At 69.9% G+C, this 16,217-nt stretch carries 14 protein-coding genes and 1 tRNA gene; 6 read left to right on the forward strand and 9 right to left on the reverse strand.

Going from position 1 to position 16,217, the window contains the following annotated elements:
- The first annotated feature begins 51 nt into the window (after positions 1-51).
- Entirely contained in the window at positions 52-1,209 is a 1,158-nt protein-coding gene (locus tag Q0V34_RS03135) for an AGE family epimerase/isomerase (protein ID WP_297507567.1), read from the forward strand.
- On the opposite strand, the gene Q0V34_RS03140 is transcribed toward Q0V34_RS03135, so the two are convergent.
- Both Q0V34_RS03140 and Q0V34_RS03145 read right to left on the reverse strand, forming a co-directional pair.
- Positions 1,193-2,503 (reverse strand): mannose-1-phosphate guanylyltransferase, encoded by a 1,311-nt coding sequence (locus Q0V34_RS03140; RefSeq protein ID WP_297507570.1) that lies wholly within the window; start codon positions 2,501-2,503, stop codon positions 1,193-1,195. The two genes, Q0V34_RS03135 and Q0V34_RS03140, sit on opposite strands and share 17 nt — an antisense overlap.
- A 92-nt stretch (positions 2,504-2,595) precedes the next feature.
- On the reverse strand, positions 2,596-4,632 hold the full coding sequence (locus Q0V34_RS03145; RefSeq protein ID WP_297507573.1) for an NAD(+) synthase: 2,037 nt from the start codon (positions 4,630-4,632) through the stop codon (positions 2,596-2,598).
- 197 nt (positions 4,633-4,829) lie between these two features.
- On the opposite strand from Q0V34_RS03145, the gene tkt reads away from it, so the two are divergent.
- Positions 4,830-6,788 carry a transketolase gene (gene tkt, locus Q0V34_RS03150; protein ID WP_297507575.1) on the forward strand — a complete coding sequence of 653 codons (1,959 nt, stop codon included), beginning with the start codon at positions 4,830-4,832 and terminating at the stop codon, positions 6,786-6,788.
- A 151-nt stretch (positions 6,789-6,939) separates the two neighbouring features.
- On the opposite strand, the gene Q0V34_RS03155 is transcribed toward tkt, so the two are convergent.
- Positions 6,940-7,015: transfer RNA gene (locus Q0V34_RS03155), tRNA-Ala, on the reverse strand.
- Between the two features lie 116 nt (positions 7,016-7,131).
- Here Q0V34_RS03155 and Q0V34_RS03160 point away from each other — a divergent pair.
- The 3 genes from Q0V34_RS03160 (at position 7,132) to Q0V34_RS03170 (ending at position 9,676) form a co-directional block, all read left to right on the forward strand.
- A complete protein-coding gene (locus tag Q0V34_RS03160) occupies positions 7,132-7,437 on the forward strand; it encodes a YggT family protein (RefSeq protein WP_297507578.1) in 306 nt (101 codons plus the stop codon).
- Between the two features lie 9 nt (positions 7,438-7,446).
- Positions 7,447-7,731 carry a DUF167 domain-containing protein gene (locus tag Q0V34_RS03165; RefSeq protein ID WP_297507580.1) on the forward strand — a complete coding sequence of 95 codons (285 nt, stop codon included), beginning with the start codon at positions 7,447-7,449 and terminating at the stop codon, positions 7,729-7,731.
- A gap of 187 nt (positions 7,732-7,918) precedes the next feature.
- Positions 7,919-9,676, forward strand: a complete 1,758-nt coding sequence (locus tag Q0V34_RS03170) for an ATP-binding protein (RefSeq protein WP_297507583.1) — start codon at positions 7,919-7,921, stop codon at positions 9,674-9,676.
- Here Q0V34_RS03170 and Q0V34_RS03175 read toward each other — a convergent pair.
- The 3 genes from Q0V34_RS03175 to Q0V34_RS03185 all read right to left on the reverse strand — a co-directional run bounded on the left by Q0V34_RS03175 (position 9,619) and on the right by Q0V34_RS03185 (position 12,259).
- Positions 9,619-10,065, reverse strand: coding sequence for a very short patch repair endonuclease (locus Q0V34_RS03175; protein ID WP_297507586.1), 447 nt, complete (start codon positions 10,063-10,065; stop codon positions 9,619-9,621). The genes Q0V34_RS03170 and Q0V34_RS03175 overlap by 58 nt on opposite strands.
- A 10-nt stretch (positions 10,066-10,075) precedes the next feature.
- Entirely contained in the window at positions 10,076-11,062 is a 987-nt protein-coding gene (gene cysK, locus Q0V34_RS03180; RefSeq protein WP_297507589.1) for a cysteine synthase A, read from the reverse strand.
- 72 nt (positions 11,063-11,134) lie between these two features.
- The gene (locus tag Q0V34_RS03185) at positions 11,135-12,259 is read right to left on the reverse strand and encodes a DNA cytosine methyltransferase (protein WP_297507592.1); all 1,125 of its coding nucleotides are present in this window, start codon (positions 12,257-12,259) and stop codon (positions 11,135-11,137) included.
- 47 nt (positions 12,260-12,306) lie between these two features.
- Between Q0V34_RS03185 and Q0V34_RS03190 the strand changes: the two genes are divergently transcribed.
- Positions 12,307-12,744 (forward strand): hypothetical protein, encoded by a 438-nt coding sequence (locus tag Q0V34_RS03190; RefSeq protein ID WP_297507595.1) that lies wholly within the window; start codon positions 12,307-12,309, stop codon positions 12,742-12,744.
- On the opposite strand, the gene Q0V34_RS03195 is transcribed toward Q0V34_RS03190, so the two are convergent.
- From Q0V34_RS03195 to purU, 3 genes are all read right to left on the reverse strand, one after another.
- A complete protein-coding gene (locus tag Q0V34_RS03195) occupies positions 12,741-14,018 on the reverse strand; it encodes a serine hydrolase (protein WP_297507598.1) in 1,278 nt (425 codons plus the stop codon). The genes Q0V34_RS03190 and Q0V34_RS03195 overlap by 4 nt on opposite strands.
- 133 nt (positions 14,019-14,151) lie before the next feature.
- Complete coding sequence (rfbB, locus tag Q0V34_RS03200; RefSeq protein ID WP_297507601.1) at positions 14,152-15,219, reverse strand: dTDP-glucose 4,6-dehydratase; 1,068 nt, start codon at positions 15,217-15,219, stop codon at positions 14,152-14,154.
- Between the two features lie 74 nt (positions 15,220-15,293).
- Positions 15,294-16,151, reverse strand: a complete 858-nt coding sequence (gene purU / locus Q0V34_RS03205) for a formyltetrahydrofolate deformylase (RefSeq protein WP_297507604.1) — start codon at positions 16,149-16,151, stop codon at positions 15,294-15,296.
- Positions 16,152-16,217 lie beyond the last annotated feature (66 nt).

Below are 16,217 nucleotides of genomic sequence, written 5' to 3' on the forward strand. Positions count from 1 at the left end.
TGGCCTGGTCACGCAAGCTCCTCTAGAAGAGCGAAGTTCCGGGAGCTCTCGATGACCGCCTTCGCCGACGCCGCTCGCCTGCGCGACCGCCTGAAGACCTGGGCGACCGACGCGGCCTACCCGCTGTGGTGGACGATCGGCGCCGATCGCGCCAAGGGCGGCTTCTTCGAGAAGATCGATCAGGAGGGCCAAGCGGTCGACGGCCCCCGGCGCGGGCGGGTGCTGCCCCGGCAGATCTTCGCCTATGCGATCGCCGGCGACCTCGGCTGGACCGGACCCTGGCGAGAGGCGGTCGAGCACGGGCTTGCGTTTCTCCTCGCGCGATACCGCCGCCCCGACGGCCTGTTCCGCACCCTGGTCGGCCCGAACGGCGAGGGCCTGGACGAGACCGCCGACCTCTATGACCAGGCGTTCGCGATCTTCGCCCTGGCGGCCGTCGCCAAGGCTTTGCCCGATCGCGCGGCCGAGGCGCGCGGGATCGCCCTGGGGGTGCTGGAAAAGCTGATCGCCGAACGCAAGCACCCGGTCGCCGGCTTCCACCTCTCCAATCCGCCCACGGCGCCGCTGCAGTCCAACCCGCACATGCATCTCTTCGAGGCCATGCTGGCCTGGGGCGAAGTCGACGACCATCCTCTCTGGCGAATGCTGGCCGACGAGATCGCGGCCCTGGCGCTGTCTAAGTTCATCCACGCCGGCAGCGGCCAGATCCGCGAGTTCTTCGAGCTCGATTGGACGCCGGCGGCCGGGATCGAAGGCCGGATCTGCGAGCCGGGCCACCAGTTCGAGTGGGGCTGGCTGCTGCTGCGCTGGGGCAAGCGGGTCGCGCGTCCGGACGCCGCGGCCGCCGCCTTGCGCATGATCGATGCCGCCGAGACCCACGGCGTCGACCTGTCGCGCGGCGTGGCGATCAACGCCTTGCTGGACGACTGCTCGACGCACGACGCCGGCGCGCGCCTGTGGCCGCAGACCGAGCGGATCAAGGCCGCGGTCCTGGCCGCCGAGGCGACGGGCGATCCGCGATACTGGGACATGGCCGCCGCCGCCGCCGAAGGCCTGCTGGCCTATCTGCGGACGCCCGTGTCCGGGCTGTGGCGCGACAAGTATCAGCCGGACGAGACCTTCGTGGACGAGCCAGCGCCGGCCAGCTCCTTCTACCACATCGCCCTGGCCATCCAGGAACTGGACCGAGCGGTCAGCGCGGCTTCGTGACCAGCAGCGTCGCCGCGCCGATCGCGCGCGCGGGCGTCTCGGCCGGGAGCGGAATGACCGCGCCGGCGGCATGGACGCCGCCGTCCATCTCGAGCCCGCCCTCCAGGATCTGCACCGTGGCGGCGGGCAGGGTGAGCGCCGCGCCGGGAGCCGCCCGGCGAAGCTCGACGGCGAAGCCGTCGGTCGACACCAGGGTTTCGGTGGCGTTGGCGGCGAGGCTCTTGCGCGAGGCGATCGAGCGGCCCTTGGCCTTCAGGCCGTCGACCAGGGTCTTGACGGCCTGGCTGTCCTTGCGATGGCAAACGAGCACGGCGTCCGGCTCGGCCACCACCACGATGTCGCTGACGCCGATCACCCCGACATAGGGGCCGGTCGAGCGGACCAGGACCCCCGAGGTCTTGTGCAGATCCACGTCGCCGGCCCAGGCGTTGCCCTCGCCGTCGCGGGTCGAGGCCTCCCAGATCGCGTCCCAGGCGCCCAGGTCCGACCAGGCGAAGGCGGCCGGCGCGACGGCGGCCTTGGTGGTGCGCTCCATGACCGCGTAGTCGAGCGAGATCTTCTTGGCCCCCGCGAAGGCGTCCGCGTCGAGACGGCCGATTCCGCCGTCCAGCGTCAGGGCGGCGGCGCAGGCCTTGGCCGCCTCGGCGACGCTCGGCTCGAACGCCTCGAACTCGCCGATCAGCGTCGCGGCCTTGAAGGCGAAGTTGCCGCTGTTCCAGAGATAGCCCTCGAGCAGATAGCGCTCGGCCGTCTCCTGGTCGGGCTTTTCGACGAAGGCGGCGACCTCGCGCACCGAGCCGTCCAGCAAAGCCGCGCCCGGGCGGATATAGCCGAAGCCGGTGGCCGGCACGGTTGGCTGCACCCCGAAGGTGACGATCAAGCCCGCCTCGGCGGCGGCGGCGGCGGTGACGGCGGCGTCCTGGAAGATCTCGGGCTGGGCGATGTGGTGGTCGGCGGCCAGCATCAGCACCACGCCGTCCGGGTCATGGCGCTGGACATAGGCGGCGGCGGCGGCGACGGCGGGCGCGGAGTCGCGGGCCTCGGGCTCGACCAGGATCGTGACCGGCGTATCGATCTCGGCCGTCTGGTCGACGACGAAGCCGACCATGGCCTCGCCGGTGACGATGACGATCTCGGCGACGCCGGCGATGCCCTTCACCCGCAGGACGGTTTCCTGAAACGACGAGCGATGGCCGACCAGTTTCAGGAACTGCTTGGGCTGGTCGCTGCGCGAGGCCGGCCAGAGCCGCGTCCCCGAGCCGCCGCACAGGATCACCGGATAGATCGAAGCCAAGACTTGTCCCCACACGCTCAGTCTTCGCCCCTCGTAGGGCCTTATTGCGAAGGCTGCTTAAAGGCAAAGCGGCGAGGAACGAAGAGTTTTCCTCAGTCCGGAACGTTGGCGCGCAGTTCCGCCAACCAGGCGTCCGCCGTCGCGTCGGACGGCATCCGCCAGTCGCCGCGTGGGGACAGGGCGCCGCCCGACGAAATCTTGGGTCCGTTCGGCAGGGCCGAGCGCTTGAACTGGTTGGCGAAGAACCGCTTCAGGAAGAGCTCCAGCCAGCGCTTGATCTCCGGCAGGTCATAGGCGCGGCGCGACTCATCGGGCAGGCCGACCGGCCAGGCCCCGGCCTCGGCGTCATGCCAGGCGCTCCAGGCCAGGAAGGCGATCTTGGACGGCGCCATGCCATAGCGGGTCAGATAGAAGAGATTGAAGTCCTGCAGGGCGTAGGGCCCAACGAAGCTTTCCGTGGCCTGCACCTCCTCGCCGGGAATGAGCTCCGGCGAGATTTCGGTGGCCAGGATATCCTCCAGCAGCGCCGTGGTGTTCGCGTCGACGTCGCCCGAATGAGCCACGAAGCGGATCAGGTGCTGGATCAGGGTCTTGGGCACGCCGCTGTTGGGATTGTAGTGGCTCATCTGGTCGCCGACGCCATAGGTGCACCAGCCCAGCGCCAGCTCCGACAGGTCGCCGGTGCCCACCACCATGCCCTTGTGGTGGTTGGCCAGGCGGAACAGGTAGTCGGTGCGCAGGCCGGCCTGGACGTTCTCGAAGGTCACGTCATAGACCGGCTCGCCGTTGGCGAACGGGTGGCGCAGGCCCGCCAGCATCTGCTGGGCGGCGGGACGAATGTCGATCTCCTCGGCCGTGACGCCCATCGCGGTCATCAGCTTCCAGGCGTTGGACTTGGTGCGGTCCGAGGTCGCGAAGCCCGGCAGGGTGTAGCCGCGAATGTCCGAGCGGGGCCGGCCCAGCTGGTCCATGGCCTTGGCGGCCACGATCAGGGCGTGGGTCGAGTCCAGGCCGCCGGAGATGCCGATCACCAGGCTCCTGGAGCCGGTCGCCTCGACGCGGCGGGCCAGGCCCTGGACCTGGATGTTGAAGGCCTCGTAGCAGTTCTCGCGCAGCTTGGCGGGATCCGACGGCGTGAACGGGAACCGCTCGACGCCGCGCGCCAGGGCCAGGTCGCCGGCGGGGGGGGCATAGGCGAAAGACGCGATCCGGAAGGGAACCTTGGGCGGGGCCAGGGCCATCGAATCGCCGAAGCTGCCGACCCGCATCCGCTCCTGGCGCAGGCGGTCGACGTCGACGTCGGCGAAGGTCCAGGCCGGACCCGTCGAAAAGCGCGGGCTTTCGGCCAGCAGGGCGCCCATCTCGTGGATGTCGACATGGCCGTCCCAGGCCAGGTCGGTCGAGCTCTCGCCCGCGCCGGCCGCCGCATAGACATAGGCGGCGATCATCCGCGCCGACTGGCTGGCGCACAGCAGGCGACGGGTCTCGGACTTGCCGATGGTGATGTTGCTGGCCGAGAGGTTCAGCAGGATCTCGGCCCCGGCCAGGGCCTGGGCGGTGCTGGGCGGGTTGGGCGTCCAGACGTCCTCGCAGATCTCGACGCCCACGGTGAAGGGCGTCGGCCCCTCGCCGCGCAGCAGGACGTCGGTTCCGAACGGGACGGTCTGGGCGGCCAGGGTCAGGGTCTTGCCGGCCACCCCGGCGCCGGGCGTGAACCAGCGCCGCTCGTAGAATTCGCGATAGTTGGGCAGGAAGCTCTTGGGGACGACGCCCAGGACCCGGCCGCCGTGGATGGCCACGGCGGTGTTGTAGAGCCGGCCGGCGTCGCGCAATGGCGCGCCGACCACGATCAGCGGCGACAGGTCCCGGCTTTCCTCGGCCAAGGTCGCGATCGCCGCCTCGACGGCGTCCAGCAGGGCGTTCTGCTGCAGCAGGTCGTCGATCGTATAGCCGGTCAGGCCCAGTTCCGGGAACACGATCACGGCCACGCCCGCCGCGTGCGCCTCGTGCGCCAGGGCCAGAACGCTTCGCGCATTGGTCGCCGGATCGGCCAGCTTCACCTTCGGAACGGCCGTGGCCACGCGGACGAAGCCATGACGATAGGGCGAGAAGAAGGACGGGCTAGCCAACCGATCGGCCTTTCAGGGTTATGCTGAAAATGAGCATAAGTATCGCCCCAGCTATAACGCCTCCGGACGATGTTGCATAGCGCCCACGAGGCCCGCTCGGCTCCCGTCTTTAGCCCTTGTCGGGTTGACCCTCGGGGGCTCCCATGTCACCTGCGCCGTCGCGCAGCCCCGCAAAACAAAGACAAGACGGAACTTCCATGCCCGTTTCGCCCATCAAGATGGCCGACGCGATCCGCGTCCTTTCGATGGACGCGGTCCACAAGGCCAAGTCCGGTCACCAGGGCATGCCGATGGGCATGGCCGACGTGGCGACGGTGCTGTGGAGCAAGTTCCTGAAGTTCGACGCGTCGCAGCCTAACTGGCACGACCGCGACCGGTTCGTGCTGTCGGCCGGCCACGGCTCGATGCTGCTCTATTCGCTGCTTCACCTGACCGGCTTCAAGGCCGTGACGATGAAGGAGATCGAGAACTTCCGGCAGTGGGGCTCGCTGACCCCGGGCCACCCTGAGGTCCACCATACGCCGGGCGTTGAGACCACCACCGGCCCGCTGGGCCAGGGTTTGGCCACCGCGGTGGGCATGGCGATGGCCGAGGCCCATCTGTCGTCGCGCTTCGGCCATGAGCTGGTCGACCACCGCACCTGGGTGATCGCCGGCGACGGCTGCCTGATGGAGGGCGTCAGCCACGAGGCCATCAGCATCGCCGGACGCCTGCGCCTGAGGAAGCTGACGGTGCTGTTCGACGACAACAACACCACCATCGACGGCGAGGCCACGATCGCCGAGACCGGCGACCAGGTCGCCCGCTTCAAGGCCGCCGGCTGGGCGGTCAAGGTCGTCGACGGCCACGACCACGGCAAGATCGCCGCCGCCCTGCGCTGGGCCACCAAGCAGGACCGCCCGACCATGATCGCGTGCAAGACGCTGATCTCGAAGGGCGCCGGTCCCAAGGAAGGCGACCCCCACAGCCACGGCTACACCCTGTTCGACGACCAGATCCGTGAAGCCCGGCTTGCGATGGGCTGGGACGCCGCGCCGTTCACCGTACCGGACGACATCGCCAAGGCCTGGAAGAGCGTCGGCCGTCGCGGCGCCAAGGTCCGCAAGGCCTGGGAGGGCAAGCTCGCCGCCTCGATCCAAGCCAGCGAGTTCAAGCGCGCCATGGCCGGCGAGCTGCCGGCGGGCGCCTTCGAGGCCCTCGACGCCCACATCGCCAAGGCCCTGGAGACCAAGCCGGTCAACGCCACCCGGGTCCATTCGGGCTCGGCCCTGGACCAGCTGGTCCCGGCGATCCCGGAGATGATCGGCGGCTCGGCCGACCTGACCGGTTCCAACAACACCCTGGTCAAGGGCATGGGCGCGTTCGACGCCCCGGGCTACGAGGGCCGCTACGTCCACTACGGCGTACGCGAGTTCGGCATGGCCGCGGCGATGAACGGCATGGCCCTGCACGGCGGGGTCATTCCCTATTCCGGCACCTTCCTGGCCTTCGCCGACTATAGCCGCGCGGCGATCCGCCTGGGCGCCCTGATGGAGGCTCGCGTCATCCACGTGATGACCCACGACTCCATCGGCCTGGGCGAGGACGGCCCGACCCACCAGCCGGTCGAGCAGGTCGCGTCCCTGCGCGCCATCCCGAACCTGCTGGTCTTCCGCCCGGCCGACGCGGTGGAAGCCGCCGAGTGCTGGAAGGTCGCCCTGCAACAGGCCCGCACGCCATCGGTCATGACCCTGTCGCGCCAGAAGACTCCGCACGTGCGCGAGCAGGGCGGCGACCTGTCGGCCAAGGGCGCCTACGAGCTTCTCCCCGCCGAGGGCGGCGAGGCCCAGGTGACGATCTTCGCCTCGGGCACCGAGGTCGGCGTCGCCGTCGCCGCGCGCGCCATCCTGCAGGCCGAGGGCAAGCCGACCCGTGTCGTCTCCACCCCGTGCTGGGAGCTCTTCGCCAAGCAGGACGCCGCCTACCAGGCCTCCGTCATCGGGACGGCGCCGGTGCGCGTGGCCGTCGAGGCCGGCGTCCGGATGGGCTGGGAGCGCTTCATCGGCGAGACCGGCCGGTTCGTCGGCATGACCGGGTTCGGGGCTTCGGCGCCCTTCGAAGTGCTGTACCAGAAGTTCGGCATCACCCCCGAGGCCGTCGCCGCGGCGGCGCGCTAGGCTCGAGATTGGGCGCGGCGACGCTGTGACGCGTCGTCGCAGCCTGGGGAAAACGCTGCGTCGGCCAAGGGCATGATCGTGCGCGAATCCGCTCCGGCGATTCGCGTCCGGTCGGCGCGTCGGCTCTCGATAACAGGCTAGGGAGGGTCCTTGGTGGAGCCGAGGGGAATCGAACCCCTGACCTCCTCATTGCGAACGAGGCGCTCTACCATCTGAGCTACGGCCCCAAGGAGCGGCGGAGATACGGCCCCGGAGCGCCCGCGTCAAGCGCCGTATGCGCAAGGCTTGGACTTCCTTTCCCTGGCGCGCTACATCCCGTCCGACAACATTTCGCGAGGAACGCATGGGTTCGGCTATCGTCTGGCTCGTCGACACCGTCATCGGGCTGCTGATTTTCCTGATCTTCGTGCGCGCGATCGTCAGCTGGCTGGTTCAGTTCGACATCATCAACACGCGAAATCGCGTCGTCTGGCAGATCCTGACCATGCTGGAGCGGTTGACCGATCCGATCCTGCGGCCGATTTCGCGGGTGATTCCCAGCCTCGGCGGCATCGACATCAGCCCCATCGTCGCTTGGCTGGCGCTGACCGTGATCCGCATCATCTTCGACCGCAACATCGCCGGGCTGCTGATCGGCGCCCTGGGCTAGCGGTCCGCCTTGGCCGAGATCCTGGCGGTCCGCCTCACGCCGCGCGGCGGTCGGGACGCGATCGAAGGTTGGGCGCTGGACGTGGACGGGCGGCCCTATCTGAAGGTGCGAGTCGCCAGCCCGCCCGTGGACGGCGCGGCCAACGCCGCGCTGATCGCCTTCCTGGCCAAGCGCCTCGGAATCGCCCGCTCCGATATTCGGATGATCGCCGGGGACACCGCCCGGCTCAAGCGCCTGGAGCTCGATGGGGTCGACGGCGATGACCTGACCCGCGTGTTCGGGCCCCGGCCCTGAAGCGCCGCTTGGGGTAAATAATACCCGCCTTTCGCCGAACGGCGATGCGTACTCTCCTTTCCAAGCGATGCTGAAACCCGCCCTGGCGAGTCATTGACGGAGCCGCCCCAATTTATTTCCCTCTAACCCTCCGCGCCTAGCCTGGGCATGGACGAGGCAGGCCTGACCGGAGGGGTTGCGGGCGCTGATGACGTGGACCGACGTGCAGGAGGGCGGGGCTCGCGACGCGGTTTTGCGGCGCGCGAACGTCTATGTGCGCCTGGGCGCCACGACGGCCATCGCCATCCTGCTGCACGTCTATCTGCGGGCGTGGTGGTGCTGGCTCTGGGCCATCGCCTACACGACGACCTTCGCCCTGGACTCCTGGATCGGCCGTCCGCTCGTCGTTCGGCCCGCCGTGGCGCTTCCCCCCTGGCGTCGCGTCTGCGCCCTCGTCGGCCCGTTCGTGACCTCGACGACGTTCGGCGCCGCGGCCATGCCGCTGTTCGCCTCGCCCGTCCGCTTCGCCCCGACGTTGGGCGGCATGTTGCTGGCCGGGGCCCTGCTTCACGTCGTGGTCGCCAACGCCGGCCGTCGCTCGGCGACGCTGATGGCGGCCACGCCCCACGCGCTTTACCTGCTCGTCGCGCCGTTCGTGGCGCGGTCGGCGAATCCGCACGCCGGCCTGGCCGATCTGCTGTGGTTCGGCGCGCTGCTGATGATCGTCTCGGCGGTGGTGGCCGCGCGCACCCTGGACGCCGCCCTGACGGCCGAAGCCCGCGCCAAGGCCGAGGCCGAACGCCGCCGGCACGAGGCCGAGGAGGCCGTGGCCGCCAAGTCCGCTTTCGTGGCGATGATCAGCCACGAACTGCGCACCCCGATCAGCGCCATCCTGGCCGGCGCCGCGCGCCTGCACAGCGAGGTTCCCGAGGCCAGCGCCAAGGTCCACGCTCAGCTGATCGCCGACGCCGGCGGGCTGATGCGCACGCTGCTGAACGACCTTCTGGACTTCTCGCGTCTGGAAGCCGGACGCATGACGGTGGAGAAATCGACCTTCAACCTGCGCCAGGCGCTGTCGGACACGCTGCGCCTGTGGAGGGCCGAGGCGGCGCGCAAGGGCCTGCGGCTGCGCGTGCTCGGCGCGTCCACCCTGCCCCGCTGGGTCAGCGGCGACGTCGTGCGCCTGAAGCAGATCCTGAACAACCTGCTGTCCAACGCCATCAAGTTCACCGAGCGGGGCGAGGTCACCGTAAGCCTGAGCGCGGAGACCGTCGATGGAGCCCCGCGCCTCTCGATCGCCGTGCGCGACACGGGACCAGGCCTGCCCGAGGCCGCGCTGCCCCGCCTGTTCACGCCCTTCGATCAATTGAGCGCCTCGATCGCGCGCCAGCACGGCGGCTCGGGCCTTGGCCTGACCATCAGCCGGCAGCTGGCCCGTCTGATGGGCGGCGACCTCGTCGCGAGCAGCCGGCCCGGCGAGGGGGCCTGCTTCACCCTGACGCTCGCCCTCGATCCGACCGAGGCCCCGGAGGCCGAGGTCGACGGCCGCTCGATCCAGGGTCTCCGCGTGCTGGTCGTCGACGATCACGTGGTCAATCGGCGCGCCATCGAACTGGTGCTGCAGCCGTTCGGCGTCGAGGCCACCCTGGCGGAGTCCGGCCAGGAAGCCCTGGAACGCCTGAACGCCGAGGTCTTCGACGCGGTGCTGATGGACGTCTACATGCCCGGCATGGACGGTCGCGAGACCACGCGGGCCTTGCGCGCCGATAAGAGTCCCAACCGCGCGACGCCGGTGATCGCGGTCACCGCCTCGGCCTCGCCCAAGGACTGGGAGACCTGCGTCGCGGCCGGCATGAACGCCCACGTCAGCAAGCCGATCGATCCGGGCGAGCTGTTCGGCGCCTTGGCTCAGGTGCTGGCGGGCGGGGTGTCCGCCGCCGTCGAGCCGCGCGCCAGCAGGGTCTGAAGACGCGCGACGAGGGCCGCCTCGTCCCTGAGCTCGCATTCCCAGACCACCTCGACGCGCCATCCGTCGGCGATCAAGGCCGCGATGGACCGGGCGTCCCGGGCGACGTTGCGACCGACCTTGGCCAGCCAGTAGTCGCGATTGGCCCGTGGAACGCGCGATCCGCGCGCGCAATCGTGGCCGTGCCAGAAACAGCCGTGGACGAAGATCGCCAGCTTGCGCCCCGGCAAGACGAGATCGGGGTTTCCGGGCAAGTCCTTGCGATGCAGGCGATAGCGCGCGCCCAGGCCGGTCAGGATCCGCCGCAAGGCCCTTTCCGGCGCCGTGTCCTTACTCTTGACCCGCGCCATGACGGCCGAGCGCTTGGCCTTGTCATAGACGTCGGTCAAGGCGCGCCGGCTACAGCCCCTCGAACAGGGCCGTCGACAGGTAACGCTCGGCGAAGCTGGGGATGATCGCCACGATCAGCTTGCCGGCGTAGTCGTCGCGCAGCGCGAGGTCGAAGGCCGCGGTCAGGGCCGCGCCCGAGCTGATGCCGACCGGCAGCCCCTCGGTGGCGGCGGCCCGGCGGGCCATGGCGAAGGCGTCGTCATTGCTGACCTGGACGATGTCGTCGATCACGCCGCGATCCAGCACGCCCGGCACGAAGCCGGCGCCGATGCCCTGGATCTTGTGCGGGCCCGGCGCGCCGCCCGACAGCACCGGCGAGGCCTCCGGCTCGACCGCGACCATCTTCAGCGACGGCTTGCGCGCCTTGAGCACCTGGCCGACCCCGGTGATCGTGCCGCCGGTGCCGACGCCCGAGACGATCGCGTCCACCGCGCCGGCGGTGTCGTTCCAGATCTCCTCGGCGGTCGAGACGCGGTGGACCAGCGGGTTGGCGCCGTTCTCGAACTGCTGGGGCATGACCGAGCCGGGCGTGGCCTCGATCAGCTCCTGAGCCCGCGCCACGGCGCCGCGCATGCCCTTCTCGGCCGGCGTCAGCTCCAGCTTGGCGCCCAGCAGCAGCAGCATCTTGCGGCGCTCGATCGACATGCTCTCGGGCATGACCAGGATCAGCTTGTAGCCCTTGGCCGCCGCGACGAAGGCCAGGGCGATGCCGGTATTGCCCGAGGTCGGCTCGATGATGGTCGCGCCGGGCTTCAGGATTCCTTGCGCCTCCAGCGCCTCGATCATCGAGGCGCCGATGCGGTCCTTGACCGAGGCGATCGGGTTGAAGAACTCCAGCTTGGCGACGACCTCGCCCTTGGGCTTCAGCTCGGCCGACAGGCGCGGCAGCCGCACCAGTGGGGTGTCGCCGATGGTGTCGACGATCGAGTCGTAGATCTTGCCGCGACCGGCCCGCTTGAAGCGCGCGGCGTCGTAGAGGGAGGAAGCGTCGTCCATCGGAAACCTCGGAAGCCCTGGGTGTGCGGAAAGCGGCGCACCCTAGACCCCGAAGCGGGGACTGTCAGCGGGTCATTCCGCGGCCAGGCTTGCAGTTTTCCTATCGAGGAGGGGTTCCAGCAGGGTCTCGGCCAGCCAGCGCACCACCGGCGCGGCGACCCCGTCGCCGATGACCTGGAGACCGGCCGTCTGGGCGCGCGGCAGTCGATAGTCGTCGGGCAGGCCCATCAGGCGCGCCCCCTCGCGGGGCGTCAGCAGGCGCGACCGCACGACCCCGTCCTCGATGACGAGCAGGGTCTGGCGCGAGGAGCCGCCGCGCGGGGTGCGCAGGCAGCCCGCCAGGCCGTCGAACCGCGCCTCGGCCCGCTGCGCGCCGTCGCGCATGCGCCGAAAGACCGCGCCGACCGACCGGCCGCCGGCCTCGATCCGGTCCTCGACGGCCCGCCGATGCGCGGGAGCCATCAGGGCCAGCAGGGCCTGGGTTCGCGCGGGCGGGCTCCAGGCGACCTCCGCGTCGGGTTCGAGGACCGACGCCAGGTCTGTGTTGCGCGGGGGCGGCGGCGGCGCGCCCCACCAGATCCAGCCGGCCCGAAGATCCTCGGGCAGCCGCGCCGCCGCCTCGCGCACCGCGCGGGTCTGAAAGGCGCTGGGTCCCTCAAGCGCGTCGGTCGGCAGTCGGGTGGCGATGACGAAGACGCGCGGCCGCGACTGCGGGAGAAAGGCGCCGGCGTCGATCTCCAGCGCGCCGAAACGGTAACCCTCGTCGGCGAGCGCCCGGCAGAGCGCGGTGAAGTCGGCCCCGCCGTGCGAGGTCAAGAGACCGACCACGTTCTCGATGACGATCACCGGCGGCGCGCGGTCCTGTGCCGACAGCGCCTTCATCAGGGTCCAGAAGCCGAAGAAGGCCGACGACTTTCCGCCCGCCAGGCCCGCCCGCGTCCCGGCCAGGCTGAAATCCTGGCAGGGGCTGGACGCCCAGGCCAGCTCCGCCGTCGGCAGCGCCTCGGCGGACACGCCAAAGACGTCGCCTTCGTGGAAATGCGCCGCCGCGTCGGGGAAGTTGGCGCGATAGGTGGCCGCCTTGACCGGATCGAAGTCGTTGGCGAACGCGCAGGTCCAGCCCTCGCCCAAGCCCAGGCGCGCCATGCCGCCGCCGGCGAAGAATTCCAGGAAGGTGGGACGGGCGTTCCGATTCATCGCCGTCGAGTCTAGCGTCACTAGGCCTCGCCGGGATAGCCAGAGACATGCGCGCCAGGATCCTCATCGCCATCGGCCCCGCGCTGCTCGCCCTCGCCGCCTGCGACGCGCCGATGGGCGCGAGCGAGACCGCGCCGCCGCCCGCCGACGCGCCGGTGATCCTCGGGCCGGACTATGGAGGCGATTTCGACGCAGGTGGGACCGAGCCGTTCTGGAGCGTGAAGGTCCGGGCGGGCGGCATGACGCTGACGCGTCCCGACCAGCAAGACCTCGTCACCGCCAATCCGGGTCCGCGCGCCGATGGCGACCAGGGCGTCTGGGACGCCTCGGCGGGCGAGCGGCGTCTTGTCCTGCGGCTGACGCCCGGCGACTGCTCGGACGGCATGTCCGACCGCCGCCATGGCTGGCGGGCCGAGGTCTGGGTCGACGGCGAAACCCTGAAAGGCTGCGCCGACCGCTCCGCCGCCCCGGCGGCCAGACCCTAGTCGCCCTTCGGCCCCAGATAGTCCGGCCCGTACACCGCCGCGCGGAAGTCGCGATGCAGGCTGGCGTCGAACGGATAGGTCTGGACGAAGAACACCGCCGTCAGCCGGTTGGCCGGATCCACCCAGAACAGCGTCGTCTCGCGCCCGTCCCAGAAGAATTCGCCCACCGCGCCGCGGTTCTCGTCGGGCGTCCGCGGCTGCTTCATGCGCACGGCGAAATCCAGGCCGAACCCGACCGAGCCCTTGGTCGGCAGGAAGGATCGCTCGGTGACGCGGGCGTCGAGATTGTTGGTCGCCATCATCCTCACCGTCGAGGGCTTCAGGATCTGGACGCCGTCCAGCGCGCCTTCGCCCAGCAGCATCCGCGCGAAGCGGGCATAGTCGTCGATCGAGGCCACGAGCCCGGCCCCGCCCTGGGTCAGCCGCCGCGCCGGGTCGAAGTTCAGCTTGCGGGTCTCGGTGTCGTCCTGGCGGACGAGCTTGCCGTCGGGACCCTTGTTGTACGTCGCCGCCAGCCGCGCGAAGGCGGCTTCGGGCTGGGTCCAGCCGGTCTCCTTCATGCCCAGCGGATCGAGGATGTGGGCGCGGACATAGGCCTCGAACGGCTGGCCCGAGAGTTTCTCGACCAGCAGGGCCTGGACGTCGACGGCGGCGCTATAGCTCCAGCGCGCGCCTGGATCATCGACGAGGGGCGCGCCGGCCAGGCGATGGCCGAATTCGGTGAGGTCGTTCTTCAGGTTCAGCGGATCGGCCGCCCGGAACGCCGCGTCGGCCGGGCCCTCGCCGCCGCCGTAGGAGAAGCCGGCCGTGTGGCGCAGGATGTCGCGGATCAGGATCGGGCGGCTGGCCGGCCGTGTCCGGCCCTGGCCGTCGATCACTTTCATCTGGGCGAACTCGGGCAGATAGAGCGAGAGCGGATCGTCGAGGCCGAACCGCCCTTGTTCCCAAAGCTGCATCAAGGCCACGCCGGTGACCGGCTTGGTCATCGAGTAGATCTGGACCAGCGTATCGCGGCGCATCGGCTTGCCCGCCTCGCGGTCGGCCATGCCGGCGGCTCCGAAATAGCGCGCCTGGCCGTCCTGCCAGACGAGGGCCGAGACGCCGACGGCGCGACCGCTGTCGACCATGGCCTTCAGGGCGGCGTCGATCCGGGTCTTGTCGATCCTGACGGGCGAGGGCGTGTCGGCCGCGGCGACGGGGCGGGCCAGGGCCGGCGCCGCGGGCGCGGCCGCCAGCGCCGCCGCCATGACGGCGAGCATGATCGTCTTGGACACCGGAATCCTCCCCAGCTTTCTTATGACAGCGTTGGTCATCGCCAGGGACTGTCGCCGACGCCGCGCGCCTTTTCCAGGGGTTCGGAGCCGAGGCCGGCCTTTTCGGGCCGCCGCCGCGGCGCCGAGGTTGGCCTCAGGCGCTCTTCAGGCCCAGGCGTTGGCCGGCGTAGCGCTGGCGCAACGGCGCCCACCAGGCTTCGTTGTCGAGATACCACTGAATGGTCTTGCGCAGGCCCGTGTCGAAGGTCTCCTGGGCCTTCCAACCCAGTTCCGTCTCAAGCTTGGTGGCGTCGATGGCGTAGCGGGCGTCGTGGCCCGGCCGGTCCGTCACGAAGGTGATCAGGTCCCGCCGCCTCAGGCCCTCGACCGGGCGAAGCGCGTCGAGGATGTCGCAGATCGCCTCGACGACCTGGAGATTCGTGCGCTCGTTGCGCCCCCCGACATTGTAGCTCTCGCCGGGGACGCCCTGGGTGGCGATCAGGTGCAGGGCGCGGGCGTGGTCCTCGACGTGCAGCCAGTCGCGGACATTGTCGCCCTTGCCGTAGACCGGCAGCGGCTTGCCCTCCAGGGCGTTCAGCGTGACCAGCGGGATCAGCTTTTCGGGGAAGTGATAGGGGCCGTAATTGTTCGAGCAGTTCGAGACCACCACCGGCAGGCCGTAGGTGTGATGCCAGGCCCGCGCCAGATGGTCGGACGACGCCTTCGACGCCGAATAGGGCGAGCGCGGATCGTAGGGCGTCGTCTCGGAGAACAGGCCCTCGGCGCCGAGGCTGCCGAACACCTCGTCGGTCGAGATGTGGTGGAAGCGGAAGCGATCCTTCGCCTCGCCCGCCAGGCCGCGCCAGTGCTCCAGCGCCGCCTGCAGCATGACGTACGTGCCGACGATATTGGTCTGGATGAACTCGCCCGGGCCGGTGATCGAGCGATCGACGTGGCTCTCGGCCGCCAGATGCATGATCACGTCGGGCTGGAAGGCCTTGATCGTCTCGCCGACCAGCGCCGCGTCGGCCACGTCGCCCCGCACGAACCTGTAGTCGGCCCGGCCTTCCAGCATGGCGAGGCTCGCCGGCGACGCCGCGTAGGTCAGCTTGTCGTAGTTGAGGATCGCCACGGCGTTCTGGCTCGCCAGATGACGGCAGACGGCCGAGCCGATGAAACCGGACCCGCCGGTCACCATCACGCGAAGAGTTTGCTGCGACATGTCGTGAAACGCTCAAGTGATGGAGAGGTACGCCCCCGTACTCCAGTCTCTAGCGTGGACGCAACACCCCGTCCTCAGTCGGTGAACACCACCGTCTTGCGGCCATTCAGCAGCACGCGATCTTCCAAACGATAGCGCAGGGCGCGGGCGAGGACGCGGCGTTCGATGTCGCGGCCCTTGCGGATCAGGTCGTCTGGCGTGTCGCGGTGGCTAATCCGCTCGACGTCCTGCTCGATGATCGGCCCCTCGTCGAGATCGCCGGTGACGTAGTGGGCCGAGGCCCCGATCAGCTTCACGCCGCGCGCGTGGGCCTGGTGGTAGGGCTTGGCGCCCTTGAAACCCGGCAGGAACGAGTGGTGGATGTTGATGCAGCGCCCTTGCAGCTTGGCCGCCAGCCCGTCCGACAGCACCTGCATGTAGCGCGCCAGCACCACGATGTCGGTCCGCGTCTCCTGGATCAGCTTCCAGAGCTCGGCCTCCTGCTCGAACTTGGTCTCCTTGGTCACCGGCAGATGGTGGAAGGCCAGATCGGTCAGGTCGATGTGGGCATAGGTCTCGGCCGGATGGTTGGAGACGACGCCGACGATGTCCATCGGCAGCTCGCCGATCCGCCAGCGATAGACGAGGTCGGCCAGGCAGTGGTCGAACTTGCTGGCCAGCAGCAGCACGCGGTAGCGCTCGGCGCGATCGCGCAGCGTCCATTTCATCGCGAGACTGTCGGCCAGGGCGCCGAACTCACCCCGCAGAGCGACGCGGCGCTCGGTATTTTTGGCCGCGCCGTCGGCGTCGAACACCACGCGCATGAAGAATTGGCCGGTCTCCTGGTCGTCGAACTGCTGGGCGTCGAGGATGTTGCAGCCGCGCTCGAACAGGAAGGCGGACACCTTGGCGACGATGCCGCGCTGGTCGGGGCAGGAGAGGGTCAGGATCATGGTGCGCCCCCTCTAGAGAACCCCGCCGCCGAAGAAAAGCGTCTCGTCGGGCGCGGCGCGCACGAA

This window comes from uncultured Caulobacter sp. (assembly GCF_947036865.1).
In the GTDB taxonomy this organism is placed as follows: domain Bacteria; phylum Pseudomonadota; class Alphaproteobacteria; order Caulobacterales; family Caulobacteraceae; genus Caulobacter.

Bases quoted from the DNA above. Each gene is read 5' to 3' on its own strand.
- purU (WP_297507604.1), bottom strand. From the start codon at position 16,151: ATGATCCTGACCCTCTCCTGCCCCGACCAGCGCGGCATCGTCGCCAAG.
- Q0V34_RS03170 (WP_297507583.1), top strand. From the start codon at position 7,919: ATGACGTGGACCGACGTGCAGGAGGGCGGGGCTCGCGACGCGGTTTTG.
- cysK (WP_297507589.1), bottom strand. From the start codon at position 11,062: ATGGACGACGCTTCCTCCCTCTACGACGCCGCGCGCTTCAAGCGGGCC.
- Q0V34_RS03135 (WP_297507567.1), top strand. From the start codon at position 52: ATGACCGCCTTCGCCGACGCCGCTCGCCTGCGCGACCGCCTGAAGACC.
- tkt (WP_297507575.1), top strand. From the start codon at position 4,830: ATGCCCGTTTCGCCCATCAAGATGGCCGACGCGATCCGCGTCCTTTCG.
- Q0V34_RS03185 (WP_297507592.1), bottom strand. From the start codon at position 12,259: ATGAATCGGAACGCCCGTCCCACCTTCCTGGAATTCTTCGCCGGCGGC.
- Q0V34_RS03190 (WP_297507595.1), top strand. From the start codon at position 12,307: ATGCGCGCCAGGATCCTCATCGCCATCGGCCCCGCGCTGCTCGCCCTC.
- Q0V34_RS03160 (WP_297507578.1), top strand. From the start codon at position 7,132: ATGGGTTCGGCTATCGTCTGGCTCGTCGACACCGTCATCGGGCTGCTG.
- rfbB (WP_297507601.1), bottom strand. From the start codon at position 15,219: ATGTCGCAGCAAACTCTTCGCGTGATGGTGACCGGCGGGTCCGGTTTC.